Consider the following 11,946-nt stretch of genomic DNA (forward strand, 5'->3'; position numbering starts at 1 on the left):
TTAAGTTGTCCTCGGTCGTTAGGTAGTGTGTTCGTGGTTTACCCCTCGCACATTTCTGGTTGCGAGCGGAGGCGATAGCCACGATGGAATCGTTTCAGCCGTGTAGTGACAGACCCGGGAGCCGAAACCGACTCCCGACGAGACAGAACGTCTATATCCGTTCTGCCTGCAAGTGAAGGACAGCAACATGGCTGAAGGTACTGTGAAGTGGTTCAACGGCGAAAAGGGCTTCGGCTTCATCGCTCCCTCGGACGGCTCCGCTGACGTCTTCGTGCACTTCTCCGAGATCCAGGGCCGCGGCTTCCGCACCCTCGAGGAGAACCAGCGCGTGAGCTTCGAGATCGGCCAGGGCCAGAAGGGCCCGCAGGCCACCGGCGTCACCGTCATCGGCTGATACCGATAACTCTCCGAATCCGGGCCGGCACCTCAAAGGGTGCCGGCCCGGATTCGTTGTGTCCGGTCAGCCGATCAGTGCGCCGTAACCGGTGATGCCCACGCCGGACGAGCCGGTCGACGACCCCGCGGAGTCGGCCGAACCGGTGGCCACTCCGGCGGAGCCGGTGGGCGGATTGACGCAGTCCACGAGATTCAGCGAGCGCAGGACCAGGTCGCCGAGCGAGCAGACGCGCGGCGGGGCCGGTTCGGCCGAGGCGACGCCGGCGGTTCCCAGCGTGGCCGCCGCAGCGACGACGCAGACGGCGACCGCATTGCGTACGGATCGAGTCACATTTCCTCCAGAGTGTTCACGAGTCGCCCGATCGTAGAGCGTGGCCGCGGCGGTCGGGAAGCATCCGTATCCCGAGTAAGCTCTGTACTCGTGCTTTCCGTCGTGCCGACCCCCGTGACAGTGCGGGTCCCGTCCAAGGTCAACCTGCATCTCGCGGTGGGCGACCTCCGTCCCGACGGCTACCACGACCTGCACACCGTCTTCCAGGCCTTGTCCCTGTACGACGAGGTGTCGGTGGTCCCCGCCGACACCCTGAGCGTGACGGTGCGCGGCACGGGCGCCGAGGTGGTGCCCACCGATTCGACGAACCTGGCGTGGCGCGCCGCCGAGATGATGGCGGAGCGGGCCGCGCGCACCCCCGACGTGGCGATCACGATCGACAAGGGCATCCCCGTCGCCGGCGGAATGGCCGGTGGCAGTGCCGACGCGGCCGCGACGCTGGTCGCGCTCGACGCGCTGTGGGGGATCGGGGCACCCCGGGAGGACCTCGCGGATCTCGCCGCCCGCCTCGGCAGCGACGTGCCGTTCTGCCTCCACGGCGGAACGGCGATCGGAATCGGACGGGGCGAGCGCCTCGTCCCCGTCCTCACCCGCGGCACCTTCCACTGGGTGCTGGCCCTCGCGAAGGGCGGCCTGTCCACACCGGTCGTCTTCCGCGAACTCGACCGGTTGCGCGCCGAGGGGGAACCTCGGCGCGTCGGCAGCGCCGATGCCGTGCTCTCCGCGCTCGGCTCCGGCGACGCCCACCAGCTCGCGCCCCTGCTCGGCAACGACCTGCAGGCCGCGGCCCTGTCGCTCGACCCCATGCTGCGACGCACGCTCCGCGCGGGTGTCGAGGCCGGTGCTCTGGCGGGCATCGTCTCCGGTTCGGGCCCCACCTGCGCGTTCCTCGTCGAGGACCAGCACGCCGCGGTCACCGTGAGTGCCGAACTCGCCGGTGCCGGTGTGTGCCGTACGGTGCGGGTCGCCTCCGGTCCGGTGCCCGGCGCCCGTGTCGTCGGCGACGCCGATCCCGCACACCCCTGATCCTGTAGTACATCCCCGCAATCCTCGGAAGGCGTTGCTCCACGTGGCGAATCTGATCAACCTCGAACAGGTCTCGAAGTCGTTCGGCATCAAGCCGTTGCTCGACTCGGTGTCCCTCGGCGTGAACGAGGGGGAGCGGATCGGTGTCGTCGGCCTCAACGGCGGCGGCAAGACGACGATGCTCGAGGTGCTCGCCGGCATCGAGGAGCCCGATTCGGGCCGGGTGAGCCGCGTGAACGGTCTGCGCATGGCCGTCGTGACTCAGCGCGGCGGTCTGCAGGAGGGCTCGACCGTCGGCGAGGTCGTCCTCGGGCCGCTCGGCGTGGCCGAGCACGAGTGGGCGGGCGACGCACGCATCCGCTCGGTGCTCACCGGCATCGGCATCGACAATCTCGGCCTCGACGCGGTCGTCGACGGCCTGTCCGGCGGCGAGCGTCGCCGGGTCGCCCTCGCCGCAGCCCTCGTGCAGGATCTCGACCTGCTCGTCCTCGACGAGCCCACCAACCACCTCGACGTCGAAGGCGTGCAGTGGCTCGCCGAGCACCTGCTGTCGCGGCGCAGCGCGCTCGTCGTCGTCACCCACGACCGCTGGTTCCTCGACACCGTCGCGACCCGCACCTGGGAGGTCGTGAACGGGCAGGTCGAGAGCTACGAGGGCGGCTACAACGACTGGATCTTCGCGCGCGCCGAGCGTGCCCGCCAGGCCGACGCGATGGAGGAGCGCCGCCGCAATCTCGCGCGCAAGGAACTCGCGTGGCTGCGTCGCGGTGCCCCGGCCCGCACGTCCAAGCCGAAGTACCGCATCGAGGCCGCCGAAGCGCTGATCGCGAACGTGCCGCCGCCGCGCGACTCGGTGGCGCTGGCGTCGTTCGCCAAGCGTCGCCTGGGCCGCGTCGTCATCGAACTCGAGGACGCCACGCTCACCACTCCGGAGGGCCGCGAACTGGTCCGCGACCTCACCTGGCGTCTCGGCCCGGGTGAGCGGATCGGTCTCGTCGGCGTCAACGGCTCGGGCAAGACGACCCTGCTGCGCACGCTCGCGGGCGAACTCGAACCGGCGCAGGGACGTCGCATCCAGGGTCAGACCGTCGAGATCGGCTGGCTGCGTCAGGAACTCGACGATCTGCCCACCGACATGCGGGTGCTCGAGGCCGTCAAGGAGGTGGCCGAGCGGATCACGCTGGGCGACAAGGAGATCTCCGCCGGTCAGCTCGCCGAACGCCTGGGCTTCACCCCGGCCCGGCAGCGCACCCCGGTCGGCGACCTGTCCGGTGGTGAGCGTCGCCGCCTGCAGCTCACGCGCGTGCTCATGGCCGAACCGAACGTGCTGCTCCTCGACGAGCCCACCAACGACCTCGACATCGACACCCTCCAGCAGCTCGAGGACCTGCTCGACGGCTGGGCCGGAACCCTCGTGGTCATCAGCCACGACCGGTATCTCGTCGAACGCATCTGTGATTCGACATGGGCCCTGTTCGGTGACGGCCGGCTCACGAACCTTCCCGGTGGTATCGAGGAGTACCTGCGCCGGCGCGCGGCCATGGGCGACGGCGACGTGCCGTCGGTGGCGTCGACCGTCTCGAAGACCGGCGACGCCGCGGAGCAGCCGAAGAAGCGCGACGGTGCCGCCGAACGTGCCGCGCGCAAGGAACTGTCACGCCTCGAGCGTCTCGTCGCGAAGCTGACCGAGAAGGAGGAGAAGCTGCACCACGACCTCGCGGAGGCGGCGACCGATCCCGACCGGCTGCAGAAGCTCGACGCGCAGTTGCGCGAGGTGGTCGCGGAGAAGGAAGCGGCCGAGGAGCAGTGGATGGAGCTCGCCGAAGATCTCGACTGAATCCTCTTGACCTCGAGTCGGCTCGAGGTCGCAGGATGGGCGTCGTCAGAAGGAACGCCCATCAGGAGGATTCATGTCCGTCACCGAAACATCCGGTACCTCTACGCATCTCCCGCAGTCCCGGCTCGCGCGTTCCGCGGTGGTGATTGCCGCGTCCGTCGTGACCGCACTGGTGGTCAACCTCGTGCTGTGGGCCGCCGGGCTCGTCGCGGGAGGCTCGTTCGAACACACCGACGCCGGTGAGGTGGTGAGCGCGGCGCCCGGTGGCGTGGTGCTCATGTCCGTCGTCCCGCTCACCGTCGGTCTCGCCGTCGCCGCCCTGCTCACCCTGTGGTGGAACGGTTTCGCGCGGATCGCGCAGGTCGTCGGGGCGCTGCTGCCGCTGGCGACGATCCAGGGCACGATCTCCGCGGACTTCGACACGCCGAGCACCGTCGCGCTGACGCTGATGCACGTCGTGATCGCCGTGGTGGTCGTCGTCGCCCTGGAGATGCTCCGTGCGCGTGACTGAAACGAGTAGGGCGAGGAAATGTGCTCTTCCGCAAGGAAAGTCGCACATTTCCTCCCCCGAGTTCGGGCGGAGACCTACAGGCCGAGCAGCTTGCTGATGATCTCGTTCATGATCTCGTTGGTGCCGCCACCGATGCCGAGGACGCGGGCGTCGCGGAAGTGGCGCTCGACCTCGCTCTCACGCATCAGGCCGATACCACCGGCGAGCTGAACCGCCTCCATGACGGCGTGGTCGCACACCTTGACGGCGTTGTTCTTCGCCATCGAGGTCTCGAGCAGCATGCCCTCGCCGTTGACCCACCGCTCGGCGACCGAACGGCAGAACGTCCTCGCCGCGGTGATCTCGGTGGCGAGCTCGGCGAGGCGGTGCCGCACGACCTGACGCTTGGACAGCGGGCGGCCCATCGTCTCACGGGATTTCACCCACTCGACGGTCAGGTCGAAGCAGCGCTGCGCGGTGGCGACGGCCTGGAAGGCCAGCGACAGGCGCTCACCCTGGAACTGCTGCGCGATCTGACCGAACGCCGAGTTCTCGGCGCCGATGAGGTTCGAGACCGGCACGCGCACGTCGTCGTAGAACAGCTCGGCGGTGTCCGAGCACAGCCAGCCCATCTTGTCGAGCTTGCGGGAGACCGTGAAACCCGGTGTGTCCGTGGGGACGACGACGAGCGAGATGCCGCCGGCGCCGGCGTCGCCCGTGCGCACCGCGGTGGTCACGAAGTCGGCGCGCGTACCCGAGGTGATGTAGAGCTTCGCACCGTTGATGACGTACTCGTCGCCGTCACGACGCGCGGTCGTGCGGATGTTCGCGACGTCGGAGCCACCGCTGGGCTCGGAGATCGCGAGCGAACCGATGGCGCGACCCTCGAGCGCGGGACGTGCGAACCGCTCGATCAGGTCGGTGTTGCCCGACGAGACGATGTGCGGGGTCGCGATGCCGTGGCTGAACAGCGCCGAGATCAGGCCCGACGAACCACCGGCGAGGATGATCTCCTCGAGGATCGCGAGCATGTCGAGGGCGGTGCCGCCCGAGCCGCCGTGCTCCTCGGCGACCGAGGCGCCGAGCAGGCCCGCGTCGGCGGCCTTGCGGTGCAGTTCGCGCGGGATCTCGCCGGCACGTTCCCACTCGTCGAGGTGGGGGACGATCTCCTTGCGGGTGAAGTCCGCGGCGAGCTGACGGAGTGCCTTCTGCTCGTCGGTGTCCCAGCGGATCACTTCGGTGGTGGTCATGCCTATTCGCCCTTCCAGACGGGTTCGCGCTTCTGCATGAAGGCCATGACGCCTTCGAGGGTGTCGGCGCTGGTGGTGAGACGTGCGAGGGCCTTGTCGGTCAGCTCCCAGGGCAGGTCCTCGGCGGGGACGTTGCCGTCGATGATGCCGCGGGCGACGGTCTTGCTGGCCTGCACGGCGAGCGGAGCGCCCTTCGCGACGTCGGCGGCGAGAGCGAGAGCGGTGTCGAGGACGTCGGCCTGCGGGACGACCCGGTTGACGAGGCCCCAGCGCAGGGCGTCGGCGGACGACATCGGCTTGCCCGCCAGGACGAGTTCCATCGCGACGGCGCGGGGGATGGCCTGGCCGATGCGGAAGACGCCGCCGGCACCGGCGATCAGGCCGCGGTGCACCTCGGGAAGGCCGAATTCGGCTGTCTCGGAGGCGACGACGAGATCGCTCGCGAGGGCGAGTTCGGTGCCACCTCCGAGCGCGGTGCCATTGACCGCGGCGATGACGGGCTTGGAGATGTGGTGCTTGACGACACCGGCGAAGCCCCAGTGGGCGGTCTCGGGCGGGGTGACCCCGTCCGGTCCCTTGGTGCCGAGGGCCTTGAGGTCGGCGCCGCCGCAGAAGACGGCGTCGCCGGCACCGGTGAGCACCACGACGCGCACGTCGCGATCCTCTTCGGCGCGGTCCCAGGCCTCACCGAGTGCCTGGTGCACGTCGGCGTTGATGCTGTTGGCCGCCTTGGGACGGTTGATGGTGACGAGCAGGACGTGCTCGCGCTTCTCGACGAGAACGACGGGTTCGCTCACGACTGGGACTCCTCGGGGGACAGGTGCTCGATGCGGGTGACGGTGAGATTGCCACCGTTGTCGGTGACGTGGACGGTCTCGCCGACGATGTCGGCTCCGGCGGCGAGGACCGCGGCGCCGGCGGCGTCGGTCTGGCCGGAGACACGCCGGCCGTCGGGGGTGAGACCGATGAGGAAGCCGATCGACGGGTTGCCGTCGCGACCGAATTCGGCTGTGGCGGTGACGATCTGGACCTCACCGCTGTAGTCGGTGGCGGCCTCGGGTGCCGACGGCTCGAGCAGCACGTGGTCGGGGTCGCCGACGTAGCCGTCGGTGTGCGGGGCGCAGCCGAGGACCACGACGTGCTGGTAGGTCAGGTAGCCGCCGTTGCCGTGCACGAGGGCGAGCTCGCCGTCCTGACGCAACCGCTTTGCCACCGACACCACCGAGTGCAGCGTGTAGCTGTTGAGCGGGCCGCCGAAGAAGGAGTGCCCGCCGGTCACCGACGGGACGGTGTCGCGGGGGAGACCGAGCTGCTCGATGAGCAGCTTCGGGACCACGGGGAAGCAGCTGTAGGCGTCGATGATGTCGAAGTCGCCGGGACGCAGGTCGGTCGCCGAGAGCGTGCGGCGCAGCGCGTCGTCGAGTGCGGCCGAGCGTCCGAAGTCGCCGCGGGCGAGCACGTCCGAGGGCTCGGTCGCGCCGGCACCGCCCCACACGTAGAGCAGGTGGTCGTCGGGGACGCCGAGTTCGCGGGCCACGGCGAGCGAGGTGACGACCACGGCCGCGGCCTGGTCGACGAACGGCATCGCGTTGACCAGCAGCGGGTACGGGTCGGTGACGAGGCGGTTCTTCCCGGCGATGGTGCGGATGTCGTCGGCGGTGCGGCGCTCGGGGTTCCACGACGCCGGGTTCTCGGCGGCGAACTCGGAGAAGGCGGCGTACAGCGTCGCCGACCAGTCGAGCGACTTCTCGCGCGAGTGTCCGAGATCGTGGCTGAGCCGGTTCTCGAACAGCGGGTAGGCGCGCGTGGGGACGATCATGCCGGCGCGCTGCATCGCGGGGCTGCCGAGGTCCTCGTTGCTGATCGGCGCGGGGCCGCCCGGGGCGGTGGTCCATCCGAGCGTGACCGGATCCGTCCCGGCCTTGTAGGAGTTGGTCGCCGAGGCCTGCGCCTCGCCGCCGACGAGCAGCGCGACGGTGCTGGTGCCCGCGGCGATGTCGTGGCCGATGCGGTCGAGCAGGGCCGCCGGCCAGTGGCCGCCGATCGGCGTGGTCGACGTGTGCTCGGGTGTCGCGCCGAGACGTTCGGCGAGCAGGCCCGGCAGGTCGTCGTAGTTCCAGCTCGCGGTCCTGATCGCGTGGATGGTGTCGATCCGCGTGGCGAGATCGGCGCCGGAGTCGGCGATCGCGGCGAGGGTGGCCTCGTGGATGAGGTCGAGCGGTTCACGCGGGTCGGCGGGCGCACCGGCACGGCCGGAGCGCAGGTCGCCGACGCCGATCACGACGGGAACCCGGGTGGGGTCGGTCATGGCGTTCCTTCGGTCTGCTCGGGGGGAGGAGGACGCGGCCAGCTTAATACGGACTATTTCAGTCTGTAAATCGAGGAGTGGTCTGGCACACTTGCCCGACGTGACCGAAGTACCCGCACCGCGCCGCCGCGGGCGCCCCCGCGACGCCGACCTCGAGGACCGCGTCTTCGACGCCGTGCTCGAGGTGTATTCCGAGACGAGCTGGCGTGGCTTCACGATCGACGCGGTCGGGCGACGCGCGCGGGTGGGCCGCGCCGCCCTCTACCGCCGGTGGTCGAGCAAGGACGACCTGCTGGTCCAGGCCCTCGAAGCACGCAGTCCGCTGCCCGTGCCGATCGACACCGGCGCGCTCCGGTCCGATCTCGTCGAACTCGCCCGGCAACTGTTGCGCGGTTACCGGACCACCCCGGGCCTGGTGAGCCTGCGCGTCGCGCTCGATGCCCGCGCCAATCCCGAACTGCTCGCCCGGCTGATCCACACCCTCAACCGCAGCCGCGTGCTCGCGGCGCGCACGATCGTGCACCGCGCCGTCGAGCGCGGTGAACTCCCCGCCGACACCTCGGCGACGCTGCTGCTCGAGATGGTCACCGGCACCGTGCTCAGTCACGCGCTGTTCGCGTTGGCGACCCCCGACCAGAGCGTCGACGACGACTACGCCGAACTCGTCGTCGACGCGACCATCCGCGCGCTGCGCCGTCCCGAGTCGTGACCGACACGCACTCCCGTGATCGAATCGCGATCGAATGCCGCCTGGTAACAGTGTGATTCCGGCCGTCTGCGCCGGTCGTCCGGGCTAGCCTGGAATGCGAATACTCGCAGGGGGGGCGCCAATGGGAGGCCGACGATGGATGTGCAGGCGGTAGCGGAGATCACGCGGCTCAAATACCGTTATGCGCGAGCGCTCGACACGAAGGACTGGGACGAACTGGCGAACACCCTCACCCCCGACGCACACGCCGTCTACGGGGAGCATCTCGTTTTCGACTCACGCGACGCCTTCATAGGTTTCCTCGAGAACACGCTGGGAACGCGCTTGATCACGGAGCACACGTGTTCCCATCCCGAGATCGACATCGCCGACGACGGCCGCACCGCCACCGGGGTGTGGTTGCTGTCCGACACCGTGATCATCCCCGAGGACGGGATGATGTTGCGCGGATCGGCCTACTACCACGATCGATACAGCCTGGGTGACGACGGATTCTGGCGGATCAGCCGCACCGGATATCAACGCAACTGGGAGACGGTCACATGCATGGGCGACTCGCCTTCGGTCCGGTTGACGACCAATCGATGGGCGCTGCTGCAGCAACCGAAAGCGTCCTGAGCGGGAACGACGAGATGGTCTCGGAGAGCTCCGCCGATTTTCCCCCTCCGGGAGGCTCCGGCGATTTTCCCCGCCCGGGGGCGCTGCCCTATCTGACGGTGCCGCGGGCCCACGAGGCGATCGAGTGGTACACCCGGGTGTTCGGGGCCTCGCTGACCGCCGAACCGGTCGTGATGGACGACGGTCGTGTCGGGCACGCCGAACTGCGGTTCCCCAGTGGAATGATCTATCTCGCAGACGAATTCCCTGAACTCGGACTCACCGCGCCGCAGGAGGGAGCGGTCTCGGTGAGCCTGATGCTCGAGGTCGCCGATACCGACACGGTGCTCACCCGCGCCCGTCTGGCCGGCGGTTCGGTCGAGAGGTGGATCAACGAGGCCCACGGTCATCGCAACGCCACCCTGCTCGATCCCTTCGGGCATCGCTGGATGCTCGTCGGCCCGTTGACCGGCAAGCTGCCGCCCCCTCGGGAATGAGCTCCCCGCTCGGTACCATGCGGCGATGAGCGAGATCGCGCGTCGCAGTGAGTTTCCCGATGTCCGTGGCTGGATCCGGGCCCTGCCCACCCTCACGGCGTCCGCCCCGCGGTTCGAACCGGCCGCGACGCCGCAGGAGACCTTCCTCCGGTGGCTCGCCGAGGCGGCCGAGGCCGGCGTCGCCGAGCCGCACGCCGCGACCCTGTCGACCGTCGACCCGTCCGGGACGCCCGACGCACGCATGCTGCTCATCAAGGACGTCACCGACGACGGCTGGTGGTTCTCCGGCGACGACCGTTCCCCGAAGGGCCGCCAGCTCGACACGACACCGGCCGCCGCGCTCACCGTGTACTGGCGCGAACTCGGCCGGCAGATCCGCGTGCGCGGGCCCGTCCTGGTCGGCCCACCCGAGGTGTGTGCCCGCGACTTCCGGGAACGGTCGATCTTCGCCCGTGCGGTCGCGTCCACGGGACACCAGAGCGAGGTCCTCACCGATCCCGCCGAGTACGACGCCCTCGTGCGGGAACGCCTGACCGCGCTCGAACACGATCCGGACCTCGTCTCGCCGCACTGGACGGCGTGGTGCGTCGCCGCCGAGGCCGTGGAGTTCTGGCAGGCGGACCCGGGCCGGCGGCACCTGCGGTGTCGCTACCGTCGGGTGGGCGAGCGGTGGGTCACCGAGGAACTTCATCCGTGACGTGTCGCGTGAGAGGGATCCGTCCCGTGCGACCGGTAGGCTCCCGCCCGTGAACGAGTCCTTCATCCGCACACGCGTCGCCAACGGAGTCGGCGAAGTGCAACTCGACCGTCCCGGTGCGCTCAACGCGCTCGACCGGTCGATGATCCGCGACGTCCGTTCGTCGCTTCTCGCCTGGCGCGACGACCCGGCCGTCACGGCCGTGCTCGTCACCAGCACGTCCGACCGCGCGTTCTGCGCCGGTGGCGACGTCAAGCCGGTGCGCGAGGTGGCCCTCGAGGGACGCTTCGACACCGTCCGGGAGTACTTCGCCGACGAGTACCGCCTCGACGAACTGGTCGCCACCTACCCGAAGCCCTATCTCGCCGTCCTCGACGGCGTCACGATGGGCGGTGGCCTCGGTATCTCGGTGCACGGCGTGGTGCGCGTCACCACCGAGAAGACCACGATGGCCATGCCCGAGACCGCCATCGGGTTCGTCCCCGACATCGGGTCGAGCCACTTCCTCCCGCGCCTGCGCGGCACCACCGCGCGGTGCGACGCGGTGGGGATGTACCTCGCACTCACCGGTGCCCGCATCGACGCCGGCGACGCGCTGGCCGTCGGCCTGGCCACGCACCATGTGCCCAGCGCCCGCATCGACGAGTTCGCCGACCGCATCCGCGCCGGCCAGTGGCGCGACGCCCTCGACGAGTTCGTCGAACCGGCCCCCGGATCCTCCCTGGCACACCGTTTCCCCGATATCGAAACGGTGTTCGGCGACGGCACGGTGCTCGACATGGTGGCCCGCCTCGACAGCCTCACCGACATCGACGCCGAGTGGGCGGAGCAGACCCGCACGGCCCTGCGGTCGTTGTCGCCGACGAGCGTGTGGGCCACGGCCGAACTCATGCGGCGCGGCGCCGAGAGCACCCTCGAGGAATGCTTCGCCCGCGAACTCGATGTCGCCGTGCGCGTCGCCGCGACGCCGGACTTCATCGAAGGTGTGCGCGCCGTGCTCGTCGACAAGACCCGCGACCCGCAGTGGTCGCCCGCGACGCTCGAGGACGTCGATCCGGCGGCGATCGCCGCACTGTTCGGCGACGGATAACCCGGGACCTGCCCGCCGCTACCGGGCGTGACGCTGCGGTACCTGCAGGTCGACGACGATGGGCTGCCCACCGAGGGTCGCGTGGATCTCGGGTTTCTCGAGGCCACCGGCGAGCAGGTACTCGCCGAGCAGGGTGAGCAGTTCGTCGTCATCTGCCATCGGGTCGCCGTGCGAGCCGATGCCGCGCGAGTCGCGGGAGGTCAGTTCGTTCTGCGCGAGTCGCGCGGCGATGCGCACCGACGCCACGCCCATCGAATTGCGCCGTGACGGGACCGGGCCCGGTGCGGTGATCGTGCCGAGGCTCTCGGTGGCCGTCGTGGTCGTCGTGGTGGTGGTGGCGGGCCCGCTCGCGGAGCCGTTCGTGCCGGTGCTGCTCACCAGGGTCGTTCCTTCCTCGGAATTGCCGGCGCCCACCCCGCCGGCCGGGTCACCTTCGAGCACTGCGTCCCCCACGCTCGTGCGGTGTGTTCCGGGATCCGGCGTACTCGTCAGCGGGGTACTGCTCGGAAGAGGAGTGCTCGGCAACGGGTAGACGAAGGTGCCCGAGCGCTTCGCGCGTCCGGATCGCCTGCCGGTCTCCGCCGTCCCACCGGACGACAGGTCCTCACCGGCCGTGGCCGGTACGTCGTCGTTCATCGACACAACTCCTGATTCCACCCGAATACGTCGGATCGACGAAAGGGAAAGTATCAGTAAAATCCGCTGGACGCACTACCCG

Annotated in this window: 14 protein-coding genes; 9 read left to right on the top strand and 5 right to left on the bottom strand. The window is 69.7% G+C overall.

Annotated features, from left to right (window positions below):
* Nucleotides 1-187 precede the first annotated feature (187 nt).
* Nucleotides 188-394 (top strand): cold-shock protein, encoded by a 207-nt coding sequence (locus LPH33_RS05615; protein ID WP_026061436.1) that lies wholly within the window; start codon nucleotides 188-190, stop codon nucleotides 392-394.
* Between the two features lie 66 nt (nucleotides 395-460).
* Here the strand turns inward: LPH33_RS05615 and LPH33_RS05620 are convergent, their stop codons facing one another.
* Nucleotides 461-727 (bottom strand): hypothetical protein, encoded by a 267-nt coding sequence (locus tag LPH33_RS05620; protein ID WP_088899079.1) that lies wholly within the window; start codon nucleotides 725-727, stop codon nucleotides 461-463.
* 90 nt (nucleotides 728-817) lie between these two features.
* Here LPH33_RS05620 and LPH33_RS05625 point away from each other — a divergent pair, with 90 nt between their 5' ends.
* The 3 genes from LPH33_RS05625 to LPH33_RS05635 all read left to right on the top strand — a co-directional run bounded on the left by LPH33_RS05625 (nucleotide 818) and on the right by LPH33_RS05635 (nucleotide 4,101).
* On the top strand, nucleotides 818-1,753 hold the full coding sequence (locus tag LPH33_RS05625) for a 4-(cytidine 5'-diphospho)-2-C-methyl-D-erythritol kinase (RefSeq protein ID WP_229567398.1): 936 nt from the start codon (nucleotides 818-820) through the stop codon (nucleotides 1,751-1,753).
* Between the two features lie 43 nt (nucleotides 1,754-1,796).
* Nucleotides 1,797-3,590, top strand: coding sequence for an ABC-F family ATP-binding cassette domain-containing protein (locus LPH33_RS05630; protein WP_160873883.1), 1,794 nt, complete (start codon nucleotides 1,797-1,799; stop codon nucleotides 3,588-3,590).
* A gap of 73 nt (nucleotides 3,591-3,663) precedes the next feature.
* Nucleotides 3,664-4,101, top strand: coding sequence for a DUF6069 family protein (locus LPH33_RS05635; protein ID WP_088899081.1), 438 nt, complete (start codon nucleotides 3,664-3,666; stop codon nucleotides 4,099-4,101).
* A 74-nt stretch (nucleotides 4,102-4,175) separates the two neighbouring features.
* Here LPH33_RS05635 and LPH33_RS05640 read toward each other — a convergent pair whose 3' ends face one another.
* From LPH33_RS05640 to LPH33_RS05650, 3 genes are read right to left on the bottom strand one after another with little or no spacing between them, the layout of a single operon-like run.
* Nucleotides 4,176-5,330, bottom strand: a complete 1,155-nt coding sequence (locus tag LPH33_RS05640) for an acyl-CoA dehydrogenase family protein (RefSeq protein WP_088899082.1) — start codon at nucleotides 5,328-5,330, stop codon at nucleotides 4,176-4,178.
* A gap of 2 nt (nucleotides 5,331-5,332) precedes the next feature.
* Nucleotides 5,333-6,127 carry an enoyl-CoA hydratase/isomerase family protein gene (locus LPH33_RS05645; RefSeq protein ID WP_088899083.1) on the bottom strand — a complete coding sequence of 265 codons (795 nt, stop codon included), beginning with the start codon at nucleotides 6,125-6,127 and terminating at the stop codon, nucleotides 5,333-5,335.
* On the bottom strand, nucleotides 6,124-7,638 hold the full coding sequence (locus tag LPH33_RS05650; protein ID WP_229567400.1) for an acetyl-CoA acetyltransferase: 1,515 nt from the start codon (nucleotides 7,636-7,638) through the stop codon (nucleotides 6,124-6,126). The genes LPH33_RS05645 and LPH33_RS05650 overlap by 4 nt, the downstream gene beginning before the upstream one ends.
* A 100-nt stretch (nucleotides 7,639-7,738) precedes the next feature.
* On the opposite strand from LPH33_RS05650, the gene LPH33_RS05655 reads away from it, so the two are divergent.
* The 5 genes from LPH33_RS05655 (at nucleotide 7,739) to LPH33_RS05675 (ending at nucleotide 11,228) form a co-directional block, all read left to right on the top strand.
* Entirely contained in the window at nucleotides 7,739-8,347 is a 609-nt protein-coding gene (locus LPH33_RS05655; protein ID WP_016695774.1) for a TetR/AcrR family transcriptional regulator, read from the top strand.
* A gap of 135 nt (nucleotides 8,348-8,482) precedes the next feature.
* Complete coding sequence (locus LPH33_RS05660; protein ID WP_088899085.1) at nucleotides 8,483-8,965, top strand: nuclear transport factor 2 family protein; 483 nt, start codon at nucleotides 8,483-8,485, stop codon at nucleotides 8,963-8,965.
* A 14-nt stretch (nucleotides 8,966-8,979) separates the two neighbouring features.
* Nucleotides 8,980-9,441, top strand: a complete 462-nt coding sequence (locus tag LPH33_RS05665) for a VOC family protein (RefSeq protein WP_016695772.1) — start codon at nucleotides 8,980-8,982, stop codon at nucleotides 9,439-9,441.
* Between the two features lie 25 nt (nucleotides 9,442-9,466).
* On the top strand, nucleotides 9,467-10,138 hold the full coding sequence (locus LPH33_RS05670) for a pyridoxine/pyridoxamine 5'-phosphate oxidase (protein WP_160873885.1): 672 nt from the start codon (nucleotides 9,467-9,469) through the stop codon (nucleotides 10,136-10,138).
* 49 nt (nucleotides 10,139-10,187) lie between these two features.
* Nucleotides 10,188-11,228 carry an enoyl-CoA hydratase/isomerase family protein gene (locus LPH33_RS05675; RefSeq protein WP_160873886.1) on the top strand — a complete coding sequence of 347 codons (1,041 nt, stop codon included), beginning with the start codon at nucleotides 10,188-10,190 and terminating at the stop codon, nucleotides 11,226-11,228.
* Nucleotides 11,229-11,246: 18 nt separating this feature from the next.
* Here the strand turns inward: LPH33_RS05675 and LPH33_RS05680 are convergent, their stop codons facing one another.
* A complete protein-coding gene (locus LPH33_RS05680; protein ID WP_202399333.1) occupies nucleotides 11,247-11,864 on the bottom strand; it encodes a hypothetical protein in 618 nt (205 codons plus the stop codon).
* Between the last annotated feature and the right edge of the window lie 82 nt (nucleotides 11,865-11,946).

It is taken from the genome of Rhodococcus sp. RDE2 (genome assembly GCF_020885655.1).
GTDB classification, from domain to species: domain Bacteria; phylum Actinomycetota; class Actinomycetes; order Mycobacteriales; family Mycobacteriaceae; genus Rhodococcus; species Rhodococcus pyridinivorans.